This window comes from Pseudomonas sp. GW823-FHT03E05 (genome assembly GCF_058796855.1).
On the sequence record NZ_JBXAJB010000002.1, the window covers coordinates 743,488 to 763,208 of the forward strand.

The 19,721-nt window shown below is 64.9% G+C and carries 17 protein-coding genes; 8 read left to right on the forward strand and 9 right to left on the reverse strand.

What is annotated here, in order from left to right; genetic code table 11:
* Positions 1 to 46 precede the first annotated feature (46 nt).
* The 5 genes from purT to AC1RCO_RS11165 all read right to left on the reverse strand — a co-directional run bounded on the left by purT (position 47) and on the right by AC1RCO_RS11165 (position 3,314).
* Complete coding sequence (gene purT / locus AC1RCO_RS11145) at positions 47 to 1,228, reverse strand: formate-dependent phosphoribosylglycinamide formyltransferase (RefSeq protein WP_015634276.1); 1,182 nt, start codon at positions 1,226 to 1,228, stop codon at positions 47 to 49.
* Between the two features lie 93 nt (positions 1,229 to 1,321).
* Positions 1,322 to 1,789, reverse strand: a complete 468-nt coding sequence (locus AC1RCO_RS11150; RefSeq protein ID WP_011059438.1) for a preQ0 transporter — start codon at positions 1,787 to 1,789, stop codon at positions 1,322 to 1,324.
* Positions 1,790 to 1,921: 132 nt separating this feature from the next.
* A complete protein-coding gene (locus AC1RCO_RS11155) occupies positions 1,922 to 2,137 on the reverse strand; it encodes a DUF1289 domain-containing protein (RefSeq protein ID WP_011059437.1) in 216 nt (71 codons plus the stop codon).
* Entirely contained in the window at positions 2,134 to 2,658 is a 525-nt protein-coding gene (locus tag AC1RCO_RS11160; RefSeq protein WP_011059436.1) for a gamma carbonic anhydrase family protein, read from the reverse strand. Before AC1RCO_RS11160 ends, AC1RCO_RS11155 begins: the two co-directional genes overlap by 4 nt.
* Positions 2,659 to 2,714: 56 nt before the next feature.
* The gene (locus AC1RCO_RS11165; RefSeq protein ID WP_011059435.1) at positions 2,715 to 3,314 is read right to left on the reverse strand and encodes a CoA pyrophosphatase; all 600 of its coding nucleotides are present in this window, start codon (positions 3,312 to 3,314) and stop codon (positions 2,715 to 2,717) included.
* Positions 3,315 to 3,461: 147 nt separating this feature from the next.
* Here AC1RCO_RS11165 and AC1RCO_RS11170 point away from each other — a divergent pair, with 147 nt between their 5' ends.
* The 7 genes from AC1RCO_RS11170 (at position 3,462) to nagE (ending at position 11,987) form a co-directional block, all read left to right on the forward strand.
* A complete protein-coding gene (locus AC1RCO_RS11170) occupies positions 3,462 to 4,013 on the forward strand; it encodes an NUDIX hydrolase (RefSeq protein WP_011059434.1) in 552 nt (183 codons plus the stop codon).
* 48 nt (positions 4,014 to 4,061) lie between these two features.
* Complete coding sequence (locus AC1RCO_RS11175) at positions 4,062 to 4,565, forward strand: L,D-transpeptidase family protein (RefSeq protein WP_011059433.1); 504 nt, start codon at positions 4,062 to 4,064, stop codon at positions 4,563 to 4,565.
* 275 nt (positions 4,566 to 4,840) lie between these two features.
* A complete protein-coding gene (locus tag AC1RCO_RS11180) occupies positions 4,841 to 5,572 on the forward strand; it encodes a GntR family transcriptional regulator (protein ID WP_011059432.1) in 732 nt (243 codons plus the stop codon).
* A 27-nt stretch (positions 5,573 to 5,599) separates the two neighbouring features.
* Positions 5,600 to 6,706, forward strand: a complete 1,107-nt coding sequence (gene nagA / locus AC1RCO_RS11185) for an N-acetylglucosamine-6-phosphate deacetylase (RefSeq protein ID WP_019094765.1) — start codon at positions 5,600 to 5,602, stop codon at positions 6,704 to 6,706.
* Entirely contained in the window at positions 6,687 to 7,709 is a 1,023-nt protein-coding gene (locus AC1RCO_RS11190) for an SIS domain-containing protein (RefSeq protein ID WP_011059430.1), read from the forward strand. The genes nagA and AC1RCO_RS11190 overlap by 20 nt, the downstream gene beginning before the upstream one ends.
* A 26-nt stretch (positions 7,710 to 7,735) precedes the next feature.
* The gene (ptsP, locus tag AC1RCO_RS11195) at positions 7,736 to 10,258 is read left to right on the forward strand and encodes a phosphoenolpyruvate--protein phosphotransferase (protein ID WP_475264426.1); all 2,523 of its coding nucleotides are present in this window, start codon (positions 7,736 to 7,738) and stop codon (positions 10,256 to 10,258) included.
* 22 nt (positions 10,259 to 10,280) lie between these two features.
* Positions 10,281 to 11,987, forward strand: coding sequence for an N-acetylglucosamine-specific PTS transporter subunit IIBC (gene nagE, locus AC1RCO_RS11200; RefSeq protein WP_065364576.1), 1,707 nt, complete (start codon positions 10,281 to 10,283; stop codon positions 11,985 to 11,987).
* Between the two features lie 123 nt (positions 11,988 to 12,110).
* Here the strand turns inward: nagE and AC1RCO_RS11205 are convergent, their stop codons facing one another.
* Positions 12,111 to 12,422 (reverse strand): YqfO family protein, encoded by a 312-nt coding sequence (locus AC1RCO_RS11205; RefSeq protein ID WP_015634269.1) that lies wholly within the window; start codon positions 12,420 to 12,422, stop codon positions 12,111 to 12,113.
* Between the two features lie 5 nt (positions 12,423 to 12,427).
* Positions 12,428 to 16,324 (reverse strand): phosphoribosylformylglycinamidine synthase, encoded by a 3,897-nt coding sequence (purL, locus tag AC1RCO_RS11210; protein ID WP_011059426.1) that lies wholly within the window; start codon positions 16,322 to 16,324, stop codon positions 12,428 to 12,430.
* A 287-nt stretch (positions 16,325 to 16,611) separates the two neighbouring features.
* Here purL and mltF point away from each other — a divergent pair, with 287 nt between their 5' ends.
* A complete protein-coding gene (mltF, locus tag AC1RCO_RS11215) occupies positions 16,612 to 18,072 on the forward strand; it encodes a membrane-bound lytic murein transglycosylase MltF (RefSeq protein ID WP_492617701.1) in 1,461 nt (486 codons plus the stop codon).
* A gap of 66 nt (positions 18,073 to 18,138) precedes the next feature.
* Here mltF and pdxJ read toward each other — a convergent pair whose 3' ends face one another.
* Entirely contained in the window at positions 18,139 to 18,885 is a 747-nt protein-coding gene (pdxJ, locus tag AC1RCO_RS11220; RefSeq protein ID WP_011059424.1) for a pyridoxine 5'-phosphate synthase, read from the reverse strand.
* A gap of 49 nt (positions 18,886 to 18,934) precedes the next feature.
* Positions 18,935 to 19,624 carry a DNA repair protein RecO gene (gene recO / locus AC1RCO_RS11225; protein WP_342401170.1) on the reverse strand — a complete coding sequence of 230 codons (690 nt, stop codon included), beginning with the start codon at positions 19,622 to 19,624 and terminating at the stop codon, positions 18,935 to 18,937.
* Positions 19,625 to 19,721: the final 97 nt, after the last annotated feature.

Genomic DNA, 19,721 nt, shown 5'->3' on the forward strand with positions numbered 1-19,721 from the left:
AGGTTCAATCCGGACGCTGTAGGAGCGAGCTTGCTCGCGATGCTTTTTACAGTTCGACCACCACCGCTTGCGCAGCGCGGGTCGCCTTGGCCCGGGCGGCTTCGATCGACTCGTCACGCGCCAGGGCTACACCCATGCGGCGCTGGCCATTGACTTCCGGCTTGCCGAACAGGCGCAGCGCAGTGTCCGGCTCGCTCAGGGCGGCACCGAGGTTGGCGAAGGCGGTCTGGGTGGATGTGCCTTCTACCAGGATCACCGCCGAAGCCGAAGGGCCGAACTGGCGGATCAGCGGAATCGGCAAGCCGAGAATGGCCCGCGCATGCAGGGCGAACTGGGACAGGTCCTGGGAAATCAGGGTCACCAGGCCAGTGTCGTGTGGGCGCGGCGAAACTTCGCTGAACCACACCTGGTCGCCCTTGATGAACAGTTCCACGCCAAACAGGCCGCGGCCCCCCAGGGCCTCGGTGACTGCCTTGGCCACCCGCTCGGATTCGGCCAGGGCTTTGGGACTCATGGCCTGAGGCTGCCAGGATTCCTGGTAGTCGCCCTTTTCCTGACGATGGCCGACCGGCGCACAGAAGGTGGTGCCGCCCACATGACGTACGGTCAACAGGGTGATTTCGTAGTCGAAGTCGATAAAGCCTTCGATGATCACCCGGCCCTTGCCGGCACGGCCGCCTTCCTGGGCGTAGTCCCAGGCTTTCTGCACGTCGTCGACGCTGCGCAGCAGGCTCTGGCCCTTGCCCGAGGAACTCATCACCGGCTTGACCACGCACGGGAAGCCCAGGTCTTGCACGGCCTTGGAATAGTCTTCGAAGGTGTCGGCGAAATGGTACGGCGAGGTCGGCAGGTCCAGCTCTTCAGCGGCCAGGCGCCGGATGCCTTCGCGGTTCATGGTCAAGGAGGTGGCCCGGGCGGTGGGGATCACGGTGAAGCCCTCGGCTTCCAGTTCCACCAGGGTCGCGGTAGCGATGGCTTCGATTTCCGGCACGATGAAGTGCGGCTTCTCGGCTTCGATCACGGCCCGCAGCGCCGCGCCATCAAGCATGTTGATCACGTGGCTGCGATGGGCCACCTGCATCGCCGGAGCGTTGGCGTAGCGGTCCACGGCAATCACCTCGACACCCAGGCGTTGCAGCTCGATCACCACCTCCTTGCCCAACTCACCACAGCCACAAAGCAAGACGCGGGTCGCGGTTGGCGACAGTGGAGTTCCGATACGAGTCATCTGAAGGTCCTCAAAGGAGCGGATCATCGAGGGCCGAGCGCCAGGCGGGCGACCCATGGGGAGCGGCATTTTACATGAAGCGCGGGCTTTGGCTCAGCCGGCGCACGCCGCTTTGCGCAAACGCCAGGCCATGGCCAGCCAGACCACGGTGACACCGGCGAACTTCGAACCCAGGGCGGTCAGGATCACCCCAGGGGTCAAGGCATCGATCATGCCGAAGAAGATGAAGGTATCCAGGGGAATGCTCAGGGCCGAGCTGATCCACAGACGATCATGCAGGGGCCGCCTGGTGATACTGAACACCAGCCAGTCGATGCATTCCGAGACGGCGAATGCCGTGGCGCTGGCCAGGGCGATGGTCGGATCGGAGGTCACATAGGACAGCACCAGAGCCGCCAGCATCGCGACGATGGCGCCGTGGCCGAAACGAGTCTGCACCATGTCCCGCAGGACGAACACCAACCCGCCCCAGGCCGACCAGATGATGTCCAGATGCGGGGCAGACGAAAAGGCGTAGTTGATCAGCACGACACTGCTGATATAGGCGATCAGGAAGAACATGGGGGCGAAGGGTACCTGTCAGGAAGGTGCACAGGTTACTGCAGGCCCGGGGCTGGGCCAAGAAGCCCTTTCGCCAGCACGCTGGCACCTGCACAAGATTGCAGGTGCCGGCTTGCTGGCGAAACGAGCGGATCAACTTGCCGAGCTGGAGCCGATCATCCACAGCAAGCCGCTGGACTTGGCCCGCTCATGGCACAGGGCCAGGACCGCACGCCGCTCGGCGTTGTCCATGCGGCTCCAGCGGGTGATCTCGTCCACCGTGCGCTGGCAACCGGTGCAGATATCCTGCTCGTCCAGGGCACAGATGCTCACGCAGGGCGAAGCGACGGGTCTTTCAGGGGCTGTCATTGTTCTTGCTCTACCAGGTCTCGGGCATAACGCTGGGCATTATGAACGTAGTGCGCGGCGCTGGCTTCGAGCATTTTCTTCTGCGGCTCGGTCAACTCCCGTACCACCTTGCCTGGCGAGCCCATGACCAGCGAACCGTCGGGGATTTCCTTGCCCTCGCCGATCAGCGAGTTGGCGCCGATGATGCAGTTCTTGCCGATCTTCGCGCCATTGAGGATCACCGCGTTGATGCCGATCAGGCTGTAGTCGCCCACGGTGCAGCCGTGCAGCATGGCATTGTGGCCGATGGTCACGCCGGTACCGATGGTCAGGGGAAAGCCCATGTCGGTGTGCATCACCGTGCCATCCTGGACGTTGCTGTGCTTGCCGATCAGGATCAGTTCGTTGTCCCCGCGCAGCACGGCGTTGAACCAGACGCTGGCTCCCTCCTCCAATTTGACCTTGCCCACCAGCGTGGCATTCGGGGCAACCCAGCTCTGTGGATGGGTCTCGACTCGGGCGTCGCCCAGGCGGTATTTCATCTTATTGTCCTCATGGCTCAGGCAGCCGCGGGTTTATGCCATGCGAAGTGATGGCTTCAGGTATCGATATAGTTTTTCGGCGGGCGATGCAGGCTGATTCCGGCGTCGTACAACAGGTTGACCAGCTCGACGATCATGATCGCGGTCAGGCCCCAGATCTTGTACTCGCCAAAGCGATAGCTGGGGACGTACCAGCTGCGCCCCTGGTAATCGATGCGATGGGTATGTTCGCGGGGGTCCTGGCGAAAAAACTCCAGGGGCACGCTGAAAACGGCAGCGATCTCGGCGTCATTGGCCTGGTATTCGACATAGTCGGGAATCACCCCGACGTAAGGTGTGACCTTGATTCCGTGCAGGGAAATCAGCGGGCTCAAAGGCCCGATGACCTCCACCAGCCCCGGCGGCAGGCCGATTTCCTCCTTGGCCTCGCGCAGCGCGGTAAAGATCAGGTCCGGATCTTCCGGATCGCGCCGGCCACCAGGGAAAGCCACCTCGCCGCCATGGGTCGACAGCCCGCTGGCACGCAAGGTCAATACCAGTTCCGGTTCTTCGCTGCGGGTGATGGGCACCAGCACCGCAGCCTCGGGAAAACGTCGGTCGGTCTCCAGCGTACGCGGCGTGTAGTGGCTTACCCGATGAAGTAGCTCGTCCAGCATGAGGCATCTCGATCTGTTGGCTACCGTGCATCATGCACCAATCCAATCTTCGGCCCAACCCCCGCCCCCGGGCATGTCGCTTAACGACAACTTGCCGACAACGGGGCTGGCGCGCCAAGATAGCCCCAGCCTTTTCGGATACCCCACATGAAATTTTGCAGCCAGTGCGGCAACCCGGTGACCCAGCGCATTCCCGAAGGCGATTCGCGCCTGCGCTATGTCTGCGACCACTGCCAGACCATCCATTACCAGAACCCCAATATCGTCGCCGGCTGCCTTGCCACCTGGGAGGGCAAGGTGCTGCTGTGCCGTCGCGCCATCGAGCCGCGCCTGGGCTACTGGACCCTGCCCGCAGGCTTCATGGAAAACGGCGAGACCATCGAACAGGCGGCCATTCGCGAAACCTACGAGGAGGCCTGCGCCCGGGTGCGCGGCCTGAGCATCTACACCCTGATCGACGTGCCGCACATCAGCCAGGTGCATGTGTTCTTTCGCGCGGAGCTCGCCGACCTGGACTTTGCCGCCGGCCCCGAGAGCCTGGAAGTGCAGTTGTTCGACGAAGCCGATATCCCTTGGTCCGAGCTGGCTTTCCGCACCGTCGGCCGTACCTTAGAATGCTTCTTCGCTGACCGGCGGGCCGCAGCCTTTGAAGTGCGCTCCGAATCCATTCCGCCGCTCTCTCAGCCTGCCATCAGTTAAACAATAAAACGTGCACGGGATCTGTGTGCGCCTGGGGATATCGTGTCAATGCGCTGGTTGCTTGCCCTGCTGTGCTGTTCCGTCGTTGCTGTGTGCCAGGCCTCCACCGTGGAAACCCTGGACGGCAAGGTCATCGAAAAGGTCCTGGTGCTCAAGTCCGCCCATCAACTGCAACTGATCAACGGTGGCAAGCCACTGAAGACCTACCGCATCTCCCTGGGCAAGAAGCCCAAGGGTCCCAAGCTCATGGAGGGCGACAAGCGCACCCCTGAAGGCCTCTACTGGCTCGACTGGCGCAAGACCAGCGACCGCTACAACCTGGCCATGCACATCTCCTATCCGAACATCACCGATGCCGCCCGCTCGCGGCGCGAAGGGGTGGACCCGGGCGGCATGATCATGATCCACGGCACCCCGGACACCGAAGAATTCCCGGAGCAGTATTTCCACACCCTGGACTGGACAGACGGGTGCATCGCCATGCGCAACGTCGACATGCGCGAGGTCTGGGGCCTGGTCAAGGACGGCACCATGATCGAGATCCGCCCTTAATTTCCCTTCCGCAAAAAATATTTTTACCCCCGCCAGCTCTTCCACTGCGCCCATACCACTTGGCGACCCGCAAGGGGTCGCCACTCGACGCCATGGCGATGGCAGTCAGACCTGCCTAATACCACTTTAATCGTTTACCCTTCAAATCACTCCGCAAATGCTGGATTTACGCCACCTTTAGCAGACCAGTGGCGTTGACATGGTATCTAAGTGGTATTAGTTTTTCGGCACTACCGGGCGACAACAACCTAATAACCGCATCGGAAAACCTACAGATGAATCACCTCCTGGCCCTGCGCCCCGACGACTCCCAACCCACTCCGCTGTACCTGCAACTGGCTCGCAACCTGGAAGCGGCAATCCATGCCGGCCAGTGGAAAGCCGAGCAGGCACTGCCGTCGGAACGCAACCTCAGCGAATTGCTGGGGATCTCCCGGGTCACCGCGCGCAAGGCCCTGGAAGTGCTCTTCGAACAGGGCTTGATCCGCCGCAGCCAGGGCTCGGGGACCTTCATCACCCCGCGCCTGGAGCAACCGCTGTCGCGGCTCTCCGGCTTCAGCGAAATGCTCCGCCTGAAGGGTTTCGTGCCCGGCTCCCAATGGCTGGAACGCACCCTCACCCCGCCCACCCATGAAGAACTGATCCGCCTCGGCCTGTCGCCCAACGACAAGGTGGCGCGGCTCAAGCGCCTGCGCAAAGCCGATGACACAGTGATGGCCATCGAGATGAGCACCCTGCCGGCCAGCATCATCGCCCAGCCGGAAGCGGTCGGGGATTCGCTCTATGAATACCTCGATGGCATCGGCAAGCCCGTGGTGCGGGCGCTGCAGCACATCCAGGCGATCAATGCCTCGGACGAATTCGCCGCCCTGGTGGGCATCGCCCCCGGCACCGCCATGTTGCTGATGACCCGGGTCGGCTACCTGGAAGACAACACGCCGATCGAGGTCACCGACACCTACTGCCGCAACGACTACTACGACTTCGTCGCTGAACTGCGACGCTGAACCCGCTTCCGGAGCCAGAGAAACGCCATGTCCGAAGACAATATCCTCACGCCCCAAGGCTGGGTCCGCGGCCGTCTGCTGCATCAGGACGGCAAGGTGATCGCCATCGAAGGCAGCCCCTGCAATCCGGCGGACAACGACCTGCCCTACCTGCTGCCCGGCTTTATCGACCTGCATGTGCACGGCGGCGGCGGCAAGGACATCATGCAAGGCCGCGATGCCTTCCAGACCATCACCCGCACCCATGTGCGCTTCGGCACCACCTCGTTGCTGGCCACCACCATGACGGCCCCCAGCGAGGAAATCCGCCAGGTCCTGGAGCAACTGGGCAGCTATGCCGAACAGCGCCCCCAGGGCTGCGCCCGAGTGCTCGGCGTGCACCTGGAAGGCCCCTACATCAACCCCGGCAAACTTGGCGCCCAGCCCAACTTCGCCCACACCGCACTGCTGGCGGAGGTGGAACAGTACCTGGCGCTGGCGCCGATCCGCGTGATCACCATCGCCCCGGAAGTCGCCGGCCACGACGGCCTGATCCGCGAACTCAGCGCCCGCGGCGTGCGCATGCAGATCGGCCACACCCTGGGCAGCTACGAGGAAGGCGTGGCGGCCCTCGCCGCTGGCGCCACCAGTTTCACCCACCTGTACAACGCCATGAGCCCGCTGCATCACCGCGAGCCGGGGATCGTCGGCGCGGCCCTGGCCCACGCCCAGTACGCCGAGCTGATCCCGGACCTGCTGCACGTGCACCCCGGTGCCATGCGCGTGGCCCTGCGCTCGATCCCATGCCTGTACTGCGTTACCGACTCCACCGCAGCTGCCGGCATGCCCGACGGTGAATACAAGCTGGGCAGCCACACCGTGACCAAGTGCCTGGGTGGTGTGCGCCTGGCCGACGGCACGCTGGCTGGCAGCACCCTGACCATGGACCAGGCCCTGCGCAATCTGGTGAAGATCGGCCTGCCCCTGGCCGAAGCCTCGCAGCGCCTGTCGCAATTTCCCGCCGACTACCTCGGCATCCCTGAACGCGGCCGCCTGCAACCTGGCAGCTGGGCCGACAGCGTGCGCCTGGACCGGGCACTCACACTGACCGCCGTCATGGTCGAAGGAGAAGACATTGACTTCAAAAATGCTTGAAGAGGCGCTGTCCTCGCACCTGGCCGCGAGCAACCAGTTGCAGCACCTGGACCCGGCGCTGCTCGAGGTCGCCGGCCGCCTGCGCCGCCAGCCGCCGCAAGTGGCGATGACCGTGGCCCGGGGCAGCTCCGACCACGCCGCCAGCTACTTCGCCTACCTGACCATGCAGCAAGTGGGTATTCCCGTGGCCTCGCTGCCGATGTCGGTGGTGACCATGCAGCAGGCGCCCCTACGGGTCAGCGGCCAGGCGGTGTTCGCCTTTTCGCAATCGGGGCAAAGCCCGGACCTGGTAAACAGCGTGCGCCTGCTGCGCAAGCGCGGGGCCCTCAGCGTGGCCATGGTCAACGCGGAAAACAGCCCGCTGGAAGCGGCCAGCGAATTCTTCCTGCCATTGCACGCCGGCGCCGAGCAGAGCGTGGCCGCCACCAAGAGCTTTATTGCCACCCTCAGTGCCAGCGCGCGACTGATCGGCCACTGGAATGATGACGGACGCTTGCTCGAAGCCGGCCTGGCCCTGCCCGAAGGCCTGCGCCAGGCCGCGACCCAGGATTGGAGCCTGGCCGTCAATGCGCTGCGCGATTGCCAGCGCCTGATGGTGATCGGCCGCGGGGCGGGATTCGCCATTGCCCAGGAAGCCGCGCTCAAGCTCAAGGAAACCTCGGCCATCCAGGCCGAAGCCTTCAGCAGTGCCGAAGTCCGCCACGGCCCCATGGCGCTGATCGACCACGACTATCCGCTGCTGGTGTTCGCCCCCCGCGGCGCCGAGCAGGGCGGCCTGCTGAGCCTGGCCGCCGACATGCGCCAGCGCGGCGCCAAGGTGCTGCTGGCCGCTCCGGACGACATCGGTGAACGGGACCTGACCCTGAGTCGTGCCGAACACCCGGCACTCGACCCGATCCTGGCGATCCAGAGTTTCTACGTCATGGCCGCCGGCCTCGCCCAAGCCCGCAGCATGGACCCCGACCAACCGCGCCACCTGAGCAAAGTGACCCGCACTCACTAAGCCCCATCGCCAACGAGTACTGCGCCATGCACAACAACAATAACGAACTGACGCTCGGTGCCCCGTTAAGCGGGCCAGTGCTAGCACTACGCAGCGTGCCCGACCCGGTGTTCGCCAGCGGTGCCATGGGCGACGGCATCGCCATCGATCCCCTCAACGACACCCTGCATGCGCCCTGCGCCGGCCAGGTGATCCAGGTCGCACGTACCGGGCACGCAATCACCCTGCGCGCCGCCAATGGGGCCGAACTGCTGCTGCACCTGGGTCTGGACACTGTCGAACTGCAGGGCGAGGGGTTTGCCCTGCTGGTGAAGGAAGGCCAGCAGGTGCGTGCCGGCCAGCCCTTGCTGCGGGTTGATCTGGACCACGTGGCACAGCATTGCCGAAGCCTGATCAGCCTGCTGATCCTGACCAATGGCGAGGGTTTCGACCTGCGCCCGCTGACCCTGTCGACAGTCCAGGTGGGCGAGCCATTGCTGCACATCAGCCGGCGCGCCAACGCGGGCCCGCAGCCGCTGGCGCAAGAGCAATCCGGGCAGCAGGCCAGCGCCCGGATCAAGGTCGCCCATCGCGGCGGCCTGCATGCCCGCCCCGCCGCCCTGGTGCGCCAGACCGCCCTGAGCTTCAACAGCCATTCGCAGTTGACCTTCAAGGACAAGAGCGCCCCCTGCACCAGCCTGATTGCCCTGATGAGCCTGGGCATCGGTGAACAGGAAGAAGTGCTGGTCAGTTGCCAGGGCGACGATTGCCAGGATGCCCTGCAGGCGATGCTGCAGACCCTCGGCACCGCGATGGCCGCAGATGCCCATGGCGAAACCCCGGTACCGGCCCCGGCCGCCCAAGGCCCCGTGGAAGACGGCGTGCTGCCGGGCGTCTGCGCCGCGCCGGGCCTGGTGTGCGGACCCCTGGTGCGGCTCAACGCCATGGTCCTGGCGGAGGATCATGGCCAGCATGCACCCGAGCCCCAACGGCAAGCATTGAGCACCGCACTGGACCAGGTGCGCGGGGAAATCCGCCACACCCTGGAGCAGGCCCGGCAACGCCGCGACCAACAGGAACAGGACATCTTCAGCGCCCACCTGGCGCTGCTCGAAGACCCGACCCTGCTGGACGCCGCCGAAGCCTCCATTGCCCAGGGCCGCGCCGCCACCCATGCCTGGAGCGCGGCGATTACCGAGCAATGCCAGATCCTGCAGCAACTGGGCAGTACGCTGCTGGCTGAACGCGCCAACGACCTGCGGGACCTGCAGCAGCGCGTTCTGCGCGCCCTGCTGGGGGAAGCCTGGCACTACGACCTGCCAGCCGGGGCGATCGTTGCCGCCGAGGAGTTGACCCCTTCCGACCTTCTGCAACTCAGCGCCCAGGGCGTGGCCGGGCTGTGCATGGCCGCCGGCGGTGCCACTTCCCACGTGGCGATCCTTGCCCGGGGCAAGGGCCTGCCTTGCCTGGTGGCCCTGGGCCCGCAAGTGCTGCGCATCGACAGTGGCCGCCAGGTAGTGCTGGATGCCAACGGCGGGCGCCTGGAACTGGAGCCCGACCCGCAGCGCATCGCACAGGTGCAACAGGCCGGCGAAACCCAGCGCCAGCGCCATGCGCTGCAACAGCAAAAAGCCCATGAGCCCGCCCTGACCCAGGACGGCCAGCAGATCGAGGTGGCGGCCAATGTGGCGTCCAGCGAGGAAGCCCGGGACGCCCACCAGGGTGGCGCCGACGGCGTCGGCCTGCTGCGCACCGAGTTTCTCTTCGTTGACCGCCAGACCGCCCCGGATCAAGAAGAACAGCGCCAGGCCTATCAGGCAGTGCTCAACGCCATGGGCGACAAGCCGGTGATCATTCGCACCATCGACGTCGGCGGCGACAAACAGCTGGATTACCTGCCCCTGCCGGTGGAAGCCAACCCGGTACTTGGGCTGCGCGGCATCCGCCTGGCCCAGGCGCGCCCTGAGCTGCTGGACCAACAACTGCGGGCGCTGCTCCAGGTCAGCCCCGTGCAACGCTGCCGGGTGATGCTGCCGATGGTCACCGAAGTCGCCGAGCTGCTGCACATTCGCCAGCGCCTGGACCTGTTCGCTGCCGAACTGGGCCTGAGCCAGCGCCCGGAACTGGGGGTCATGATCGAAGTCCCCGCCGCCGCCCTGATGGCCGAGCAACTGGCCGAACACGCCGACTTCCTGTCCATCGGCACCAACGACCTGTCCCAGTACACCCTGGCCATGGACCGTGACCACGCCGGGCTGGCGGCACGGGTCGACGCCCTGCACCCCGCCCTGCTGCGGCTGATCGCCCAGACCTGCGCCGGCGCCCAGCGCCATGGTCGCTGGGTCGGGGTCTGTGGCGCCCTGGCCTCCGATCCCCTGGCCACACCCGTACTCATTGGCCTGGGCGTCAGCGAGCTGTCGGTCAGCCCGCCACAGGTGGGCGAGATCAAGGACCGGGTGCGCCAGCTGGACGCCAGCCAGTGCCGCCAGCTCAGCCAGCCGCTGCTCAACCTGCCCGGTGCCGCCGCAGTCCGTCAGGCCTGCGAACGGCTTTGGCCTCTGCACTCATAACAAGAATTCCAGGAGAGACGCCATGTACCAGTATTTCATCGAGGGCCTGCAACGCCTCGGCCGGGCGCTGATGCTGCCCATCGCCATCTTGCCCATCGCCGGTCTGCTGCTGCGCCTGGGCGACACCGACCTGCTGAACATCGCGATCATCCACGATGCCGGGCAGTCGATCTTCGGCAACCTGGCGCTGATCTTCGCCATCGGTATCGCCGTCGGCTTTGCCAAGGACAACAATGGCACCGCCGGGCTGGCCGGGGCCATTGGCTACCTGGTGATGATCTCGACCCTCAAGGTGCTGGACGCCAGCATCAACATGGGCATGCTCGCCGGGATCATCAGCGGGCTGATGGCCGGCGCGCTGTACAACCGCTTCAAGGACATCAAGCTGCCGGAGTACCTGGCGTTTTTCGGCGGCCGGCGCTTCGTGCCCATCGCCACCGGTTTCACCGCCGTGGGCCTGGGGGTGGTGTTCGGCCTGATCTGGCCGCCGATCCAGCACGGCATCAACAGCTTCGGCCAGTTGCTGCTGGAAAGCGGCAGCTTCGGCGCCTTCGTCTTCGGTGTGTTCAACCGGCTGCTGATCGTCACCGGCCTGCACCACATCCTCAACAACATGGCCTGGTTCATCTTCGGCAGCTTCACCGACCCGAGCACCGGCGCCGTGGTCACCGGCGACCTGACCCGCTACTTTGCCGGCGACCCCAAGGGCGGCCAGTTCATGACCGGGATGTTCCCGATGATGCTGTTCGGCCTGCCCGCCGCCTGCCTGGCGATGTACCGCAACACACCGCCGGAACGGCGCAAGGTAATGGGCGGGATCTTCCTGTCCATGGCCCTGACATCCTTCCTGACCGGGGTCACCGAGCCGATCGAATTCGCCTTCATGTTCCTTGCCCCCCTGCTGTACCTGGTGCATGCCCTGCTCACCGGGCTGGCCATGGCCCTGACCAACCTACTGAACATCCACCTGGGCTTTACCTTTTCCGGCGGCGCCATCGACATGGCCCTGGGCTGGGGCCGCTCCACCAACGGCTGGAAGGTGTTTCCGGTGGGCCTGCTGTACGCGGTGGTGTACTACCTGGTGTTCGATTTCTGCATCCGCCGCTTCAACCTCAAGACCCCGGGCCGTGAAGACAGCCCCTCCAGCGAAAAGACTGAACTGAGCGTCGACCAGCGCGCCGCGGCCTACATCAAGGCCCTGGGTGGCGCCGGCAACCTGCTTACCGTCGGTGCCTGCACCACGCGCCTGCGCCTGGAGCTGGCAGACCGCAACCTGGCTTCGGACAGCGAGCTCAAGGCCCTGGGCGCCATGGCCGTGGTGCGCCCCGGCAAGGGCGGCAGCTTGCAGGTGGTGGTGGGGCCGCTGGCAGACAGCATCGCCGACGAGATCCGCCTGGCGTCACCCGTTTCAGCCAGGGCTGCGGTGGCACAGGCGCCTGTTGAAGAACCCCCGCAGGTCGACATTTCCATCCACGAAGCCCAGCAGTGGCTCAACGCCCTGGGCGGTCGGGACAACCTGCTGCAGATGGACTGTGTGGCGCTGACCCGGTTGCGAGTGCGGGTGAACAATAGCCGCAGCCTGTCGGAGCCGGCGCTCAAGGGGCTGGGCTGCCAGGGCATGCGGCGCATGGAGGGGGACGTCTGGCACGTGCTGATTGGCGAAAAGGCCGGGGGCTTGCAGGTGGCGCTGACGGGCTTGCTGCACCGAGAGGTCGGCGCAGGAGCTTGAAGGCACTTTCGCCGGCCAGCCGGCTCCTGCAAGGCTCCTGTAGGAGCCGGCTGGCTGGCGAAGGCCCACAAAAAAGCCCGCTGACCGTTGCCGGTTCAGCGGGCTTTGTGTCTGTGGATAACCTCAGAACGCTTCGAGGCGCCAGACTTCATAAGCCGGCGTTTCGTAGGGATGGCTCTGCTTGAGGGCCAGTACCACGTCGCGAATCAGTTCGTCGGCCACCACCAGCTCGACCTTCCACTCCTCCACCCGCTCCACCTGGCCGGTCTGCCCGAGAAACGGCTGGCTGCCGTCCAACGGGCGAAACTGGCCCTGGCCGAGCACCTGCCAGGCGCACTGGTCATAGGCGCCGATGCGTCCGCCGCCCGCGGCGAACACAGCGCTCTTGACCGACTCCACATGGCTGGGAGGCACGAAGAAGCTGAGCTTGTACATCAGCCTCAGTTCACCCAGACCCGAGCGTTACGGAACATGCGCATCCACGCCCCATCTTCGTTCCACTCATCCGGGCGCCAGGAGTTCTGCACGGCACGGAACACCCGCTCAGGGTGCGGCATCATGATGGTGACGCGACCGTCGCGGCTGGTGAGGCCGGTGATCCCGCGCGGCGAACCGTTGGGGTTGGCCGGGTAGCGCTCGGTGACCTTGCCGTGGTTGTCGACGAAACGCAGGGCCACGCAACCGGACAGGTCGGCTTCCAGCAATGCCTCTTCGCTTTCGAACTCCGCATGGCCTTCACCGTGGGCGATGGCGATCGGCATCCGCGAACCGGCCATGCCCTGCAGGAAGATCGAGTTCGACTCCTGCACCTGGACCATGGCCACCCGGGCTTCGAACTGCTCGGAGCGGTTGCGCACGAAGTGCGGCCAGAACTCGCTGCCCGGGATCAGCTCGTGCAGGTTGGACATCATCTGGCAACCGTTGCACACACCCAGGGTGAAGCTGTCGGTACGTTCGAAGAAGCCCTGGAAGGCATCCCGCGCACGGCTGTTGAACAGCGCCGACTTGGCCCAGCCTTCACCGGCGCCCAGTACGTCGCCGTAGGAGAAGCCGCCGCAGGCAACCATGCCCTTGAAGTCGTTGAGGTCGACGCGACCGGCGAGGATATCGCTCATGTGCACGTCGATGGCGTTGAAGCCGGCGCGGTCAAAGGCCGCTGCCATTTCCACCTGGCCGTTGACGCCCTGCTCACGCAGTACCGCCACCTGTGGACGCACGCCTTTCTTGATGTAAGGCGCGGCGATGTCCTGGTTGACGTCGAAGCCCAGCTTGACGCTCAGGCCCGGGTTGTCTTCTTCCAGTACCACGTCGAATTCCTGCTCGGCGCAGTCGGCGTTGTCCCGCAGGCGCTGGATCTGGTAGCTGGTTTCTGCCCACTGACGCTGCAGCAGGCGGCGCTGGCCGGTGAACACGCTTTCGCCGTTGTAGGAGATGCTCACTTCACCGTTGTTGATCGGCTGGCCGATCACGGCCACGCAATCGCCCAGGCCGGCGGCGCTGAACTGGGCCAGCACGTCCGGAGTAGCGTCCTGGCGCACCTGGATCACCGCACCCAGCTCTTCGTTGAACAGGATGGCGGCGATTTCGGCGGTGTTTTCCGCCACGGCGTCGAGGCTCAGGTTCAGGCCGCAATGGCCGGCGAAGGCCATTTCCACGGCGCTGACCAGCAGGCCGCCATCGGAACGGTCGTGGTAGGCCAGCAGGTGACCGTCGGCGTTGAGGCCCTGGATCACCGCGAAGAAGGCCTTGAGGTCTTCCGCATCATCCACGTCCGGTGCCTGGCTGCCGAGCTTGCCGTGGGTCTGGGCGAGGATCGAGGCGCCCATGCGGTTCTGCCCGCGACCGAGGTCGATCAGGATCAGGTCGGTGGTGCCCTTGTCCATGCGCAGTTGCGGGGTCAGGGTCTGGCGAATGTCCGCTACGGGTGCGAAGCCAGTGACGATCAGCGACAGCGGCGAGGTGACGCTCTTGTCCACGCCCTCTTCGTTCCAGCGGGTGGCCATGGACATGGAGTCCTTGCCCACCGGGATGGTGATGCCCAGCTCTGGGCACAGCTCCATGCCCACTGCCTTGACGGTGTCGTACAGGCGCGCGTCTTCGCCCGGGTGGCCGGCAGCGGACATCCAGTTGGCGGAGAGCTTGATGTCGCTGATCTTGTTGATGCGCGAGGCCGCGATGTTGGTCAGGGTCTCGCCGATCGCCATGCGGCCGGACGCCGGGGCGTCCAGCAGGGCCAGCGGCGTGCGCTCGCCCATGGCCATGGCCTCACCGGTGTAGACGTCGAAGCTGGTGGCGGTCACGGCCACGTCGGCCACCGGCACCTGCCATGGGCCGACCATCTGGTCGCGGGCCACGAGGCCGGTGATGGTGCGGTCGCCGATGGTGATCAGGAAGCTCTTGCTGGCCACGGCCGGGTGGTGCAGGACGCGCTCGATGCTCTCGGCGATATCCAGGGTGCTTGGATCGAAATCGTCACCCAACTCGTTTTCCCGTACGGCCGAACGGTGCATGCGCGGGGCCTTGCCCAGCAGCACTTCCAGCGGCATGTCCACCGGGCTGTTGCCGAAGTGGCTGTCGGTCACGGTCAACTGTGGCTCGGCAGTGGCTTCGCCGACCACCGCGAACGGGCAGCGCTCACGCTCGCAGATGGCCTTGAAACGTTCGAAATCCGCAGCGCCCACCGCCAGGACATAACGCTCCTGGGATTCGTTGGACCAGATTTCGTGCGGGGCCATGCCCGGCTCGTCGTTGGGGATGTTGCGCAGTTCGAAGCGACCGCCACGGCCGCCATCGTTGACCAGTTCCGGGAAGGCGTTGGACAGGCCACCGGCGCCCACGTCGTGGATGAAGCTGATGGGGTTGTTGTCCCCCAGTTGCCAGCAACGGTCGATGACTTCCTGGCAACGGCGTTCCATTTCAGGGTTTTCACGCTGTACCGAAGCGAAATCCAGGTCCGCCGAGCTGGTGCCGGTGGCCATGGAGGAAGCGGCGCCGCCGCCCAGGCCGATGAGCATCGCCGGGCCGCCGAGCACGATCAGCTTGGAGCCGACGGTGATCTCGCCTTTCTGCACGTGCTCGTCACGGATGTTGCCCATGCCGCCTGCCAGCATGATCGGCTTGTGGTAACCGCGAACTTCATCGCCACGAGGCGTGGTAATGGATTGCTCGAAGGTGCGGAAATAACCGGTCAGGGCCGGACGGCCGAATTCGTTGTTGAACGCCGCGCCACCCAGTGGGCCTTCGATCATGATGTCGAGGGCGGTGACGATGCGCTCAGGCTTGCCGTACGGCACTTCCCACGGCTGTTCGAAGCCCGGGATCTGCAGGTTGGACACGGTGAAACCGGTGAGGCCGGCCTTGGGCTTGGCGCCGCGCCCGGTGGCGCCTTCGTCGCGGATTTCGCCGCCGGAACCGGTGGAGGCCCCCGGGAACGGCGCGATGGCGGTCGGGTGGTTGTGGGTCTCGACCTTCATCAGGATGTGCACCGGCTCCTGCACCGCACCGTACTGGCGGGTCTCAGGGTTCGGATAGAAACGCCCGGCAACCGAACCGACGATGACCGCGGCGTTGTCCTTATAGGCGGAGAGCACACCTTCGTTGTGCATCTGATAGGTGTTCTTGATCATGCCGAACAGGCTTTTTTCCTGGCTCTGGCCGTCGATATCCCAACTGGCGTTGAAGATCTTGTGACGGCAGTGCTCGGAGTTGGCCTGGGCGAACATCATCAGCTCGATGTCGTGGGGATTACGCTTGAGGCCCTGGAAGGCGTTCATCAGGTAATCGATTTCGTCTTCGGCCAGGGCCAGGCCCAGCTCGCTGTTGGCCTGCTCCAGCGCAGCCCGGCCACCGCCGAGGATGTCGATGGCGGTCAGCGGCTTGGGTTCGGCGTGGCTGAACAGGCCGGCGGCCTGTTCCAGGTTGGCCACCACGATCTGGGTCATGCGGTCGTGCAGGGCGTCGGCGATCAGTTGGGCCTCGGCCTCGCTGAACTCACCGGCCACATAGAAGGCGATGCCGCGCTCCAGGCGCTGGATCTTCGCCAGGCCACAGTTGCGGGCGATGTCGCTGGCCTTGCTCGACCACGGCGAAATGGTGCCGAAACGTGGCAGGACCAGGAACAGACGGCCGGTCGGCTCTTGTACCGGAACGCTGGGGCCGTACTTCAGAAGGCGCGCAAGCACCTGCTGTTCGTCGCCGGTCAGGACGCCGGTGACTTCGGCGAAGTGAGCGAATTCAGCATACAAGCCACTGACAGCCGGTACTTTCTGGCTCAGTTGCTCAAGGAGTTTGCTGTGGCGAAAGGCAGAAAGGGCAGGAGCGCCGCGCAGGATCAACATCTTCGGGACAGCCTCGGGAAGGGGGTGTGCTTTGAGGCCGTGCATTCTAACGTAAACCGCTGGCATCGGCACTCGAAACGCAACCCCCGGGCGCCTCCGGACGTCGGCCCGGGGCCAGCCCCCTATAACAAAGCCTCATCAGGGTCATTGCCGGTGGTTATTTTAAACGTCACATTCAGCGCCCAGGCCCCATTCCTGAGGCCTTCAGCCCGGCTCGACCATCGCTAGCAGACAAGCCCTTCGCTGTCGAGATATGGCGGCCGTTATCCTTTGCGTATACTGCGCCAATGTTTTCCCCTATGGCTTTACGTCCGCGCTGCGCCAAGTGGCTCATCGTTACCGGACTCTTCCTGATGCTCGGCGCCTGTGTTGAGAAACCCAGCACGCTCGAGCGCGTAAAGGAGGATGGTGTGCTGCGGGTGGTCACCCGTAACAGCCCTGCCACCTACTTTCAGGATCGCAACGGTGAAACCGGCTTCGAATACGAGCTGGTGAAACGCTTTGCCGACGATCTGGGGGTGGAGCTCAAGATCGAGACCGCCGACAACCTCGACGATCTGTTCGACCAGCTGGGCCAGCCCAAGGGCCCGGTACTGGCCGCCGCCGGCCTGGTGAGCAGCGAGCAGCGCAAGCAGCAGGTGCGGTTCTCCCACCCCTATCTGGAAGTCACGCCCCAGGTCATCTATCGCAATGGCCGTTCCCGCCCCACCACCGCGCAAGACCTGCTGGGCAAGCACATCATGGTGCTCAAGGGCAGCACCCACGCCGAACAACTGGCGGAACTCAAGCTCAAGTACCCCGGCATCGAATACGAAGAGTCGGACGCCGTGGAAGTGGTGGACCTGCTGCGCATGGTGGACGAAGGGCAGATCGACCTGACCCTGGTGGACTCCAACGAACTGGCGATGAACCAGGTCTACTTCCCCAATGTGCGAGTGGCCTTTGACCTGGGCGACGCCCGCAGCCAGAGCTGGGCCGTGGCCGCAGGCGACGACAACAGCCTGCTCAACGAGATCAACAGTTTCCTCGACAAGGTCGAGAAGAACGGCACCCTGCAACGCCTGAAGGACCGCTACTACGGCCATGTGGACGTGCTCGGCTATGTCGGCGCCTACACCTTTGCCCAGCACCTGCAGCAACGCCTGCCCAAGTACGAGAAGCACTTCAAGGCGTCGGCCAAGCAGGAAAAGCTCGACTGGCGCCTGCTGGCGGCGGTGGGCTATCAGGAATCGATGTGGCAGGCCGAGGTCACCTCCAAGACCGGGGTGCGCGGGCTGATGATGCTGACCCAGAACACGGCCCAGGCCATGGGCGTTTCCAACCGCCTGGACCCCAAGCAGAGCATCAGCGGCGGGGCCAAGTACCTGGCCTATATCAAGGAACAGCTGGACGACAAGATCGAGGAACCGGACCGCACCTGGTTCGCCCTGGCCGCCTATAACGTCGGCACCGGCCACCTGGACGATGCGCGCAAGCTGGCCGAGAAAGAGGGCCTGAACCCGAACAAGTGGCTGGATGTGAAGAAGATGCTGCCGCGCCTGTCGCAGAAGCAGTGGTACAGCAAGACCCGCTACGGCTATGCCCGGGGCGGCGAGCCCGTGCATTTCGTCGCCAACATCCGTCGCTACTACGACATTCTCACCTGGGTGACCCAGCCGCAGCTGGAAGGCGACCAGGTTGCCGAAGGCAACCTGCACGTACCCGGGGTCAACAAGACCAAGCCGCCGGAAGAGAATCCGCCGCTTTAAAAGCATTCGCCGGCCAGCCGGCTCCTACGCAGGTTGTGCAGGAGCCGGCTGGCCGGCGAAGGCGATTCAGGCCTTGGCCGCAGCCGCCAGGATCAAGGCCTTCATCTCAGCCACCGCACCTTTGAAACCGACAAACAGAGCGTGTGCCACCAGGGCATGGCCGATGTTCAGCTCGTTGATGCCCTTGATCGCCGCCACCGCCTCGACGTTGTGGTAATGCAGGCCATGGCCGGCGTTGACGATCAGGCCCTGGGCCAGGCCAACAGCAACGCCGTCGACGATACGCTGCAGCTCCTCGGCCACTTCACTGGGTGTCTGGGCATCGGCATAACGCCCGGTGTGCAACTCGATGGCCGGCGCGCCGACCCGCTTGGAGGCCTCGATCTGGCGCTCGTCGGCGTCGATGAAAAGGGACACTTCGGAACCGATTTTCGACAGCCGCTCTACCGCCGCCTTGATCCGCGCCTCCTGCCCCGCCACATCCAGACCGCCTTCGGTGGTGAGCTCCTGGCGGGTTTCCGGCACCAGGCAGATATGTGCCGGACGGATACGCTCGGCAAAAGCCATCATCTCTTCGGTGACGCCCATTTCGAAGTTCATGCGGGTCTGCAGCACATCCTTGAGCAGCAGCACGTCGCGCTCCTGGATATGCCGGCGATCTTCGCGCAGGTGCACGGTGATGCCGTCGGCGCCCGCCTCTTCCGCGTCCAGCGCTGCCTTGACCGGGTCCGGGTAACGGGTGCCCCGTGCCTGGCGCAGGGTGGCAACGTGGTCGATGTTCACGCCAAGAAGAATGCGATTGCTGGTGGTCACGGAAGCGCTCCTGAATAAATGAAGATTCGGCGCACAGCATACGGGGAGACTAAGGCTTGCGAAACAACTCGCGACTGACCAGGGGCCGGCCGCCCAGGTGCACCGCCAGGGCCTGGCGCATCAGGCGCTTGGCCGCCGACAGCGCGCCGGGAGCGCTCCAGTCGGCATCGGCCATGGCCAGCAACTCGGTGCCGTTGAACAGCCCCGGCTGCAGCAGGAACACCTGCTCCAGCCCGGCATCCACCTGTAAGCGATACAGGCCGTCGGCAGCAATGGGCGCGCCATGGATGTCGCTGTCCAGGGCAAAGCCGTAGCCCAGGTCATCCAGCAGGCGCCACTCAAAGGCCCGCAGCAGAGGCTCCAGGGGACGGCCTTCGGCCAGGGCCAGCAGCGTGGCAGCGTAGTGGTCGAATACCGCGGGATGGGGATCTTCCGCCGGCAGCAGGCGAATCAGCAGCTCGTTCAGATAGAGGCCGCTGAACAACGCCTCGCCATTGAGCCAGGCGGCAATGCCGGCACTTTCCATGCGCCCGACGTTCTTCAGTTCGCCACGGCCGCGAAACTCGACCTCCAGGGGCACGAAGGGCCGCGCCAGGGTCCCGGCCTTGCCCCGGGCATTGCGCAGCACCGCTCGCAGGCGACCTTGGGGGGTAAGAAAATCCACCAGGGCACTGCTTTCGCGGTAGGCGCGGCTGTGCAGGACGTAGGCGAGTTGGCCGACTAGGGCGTTGCTGGACATGGTTGCGGGGGATCTCAGGGGAAGAGAGGGAACCGGGTCCGGAGAAGGGGTTGCAGCTGTACGCCGACAAGCCGGCTCCTACAGGAAGGTGCAGGAG

Excerpts from the sequence above, each read along its gene's own strand:
- AC1RCO_RS11205 (WP_015634269.1), bottom strand. The coding sequence starts at position 12,422 with ATGTACAAGCTCAGCTTCTTCGTGCCTCCCAGCCATGTGGAGTCGGTC.
- AC1RCO_RS11175 (WP_011059433.1), top strand. The coding sequence starts at position 4,062 with ATGCGCTGGTTGCTTGCCCTGCTGTGCTGTTCCGTCGTTGCTGTGTGC.
- nagA (WP_019094765.1), top strand. The coding sequence starts at position 5,600 with ATGTCCGAAGACAATATCCTCACGCCCCAAGGCTGGGTCCGCGGCCGT.
- AC1RCO_RS11150 (WP_011059438.1), bottom strand. The coding sequence starts at position 1,789 with ATGTTCTTCCTGATCGCCTATATCAGCAGTGTCGTGCTGATCAACTAC.
- AC1RCO_RS11160 (WP_011059436.1), bottom strand. The coding sequence starts at position 2,658 with ATGAAATACCGCCTGGGCGACGCCCGAGTCGAGACCCATCCACAGAGC.
- mltF (WP_492617701.1), top strand. The coding sequence starts at position 16,612 with ATGTTTTCCCCTATGGCTTTACGTCCGCGCTGCGCCAAGTGGCTCATC.
- recO (WP_342401170.1), bottom strand. The coding sequence starts at position 19,624 with ATGTCCAGCAACGCCCTAGTCGGCCAACTCGCCTACGTCCTGCACAGC.
- purT (WP_015634276.1), bottom strand. The coding sequence starts at position 1,228 with ATGACTCGTATCGGAACTCCACTGTCGCCAACCGCGACCCGCGTCTTG.
- AC1RCO_RS11180 (WP_011059432.1), top strand. The coding sequence starts at position 4,841 with ATGAATCACCTCCTGGCCCTGCGCCCCGACGACTCCCAACCCACTCCG.
- AC1RCO_RS11165 (WP_011059435.1), bottom strand. The coding sequence starts at position 3,314 with ATGCTGGACGAGCTACTTCATCGGGTAAGCCACTACACGCCGCGTACG.
- AC1RCO_RS11170 (WP_011059434.1), top strand. The coding sequence starts at position 3,462 with ATGAAATTTTGCAGCCAGTGCGGCAACCCGGTGACCCAGCGCATTCCC.
- ptsP (WP_475264426.1), top strand. The coding sequence starts at position 7,736 with ATGCACAACAACAATAACGAACTGACGCTCGGTGCCCCGTTAAGCGGG.
- AC1RCO_RS11155 (WP_011059437.1), bottom strand. The coding sequence starts at position 2,137 with ATGACAGCCCCTGAAAGACCCGTCGCTTCGCCCTGCGTGAGCATCTGT.
- purL (WP_011059426.1), bottom strand. The coding sequence starts at position 16,324 with ATGTTGATCCTGCGCGGCGCTCCTGCCCTTTCTGCCTTTCGCCACAGC.
- nagE (WP_065364576.1), top strand. The coding sequence starts at position 10,281 with ATGTACCAGTATTTCATCGAGGGCCTGCAACGCCTCGGCCGGGCGCTG.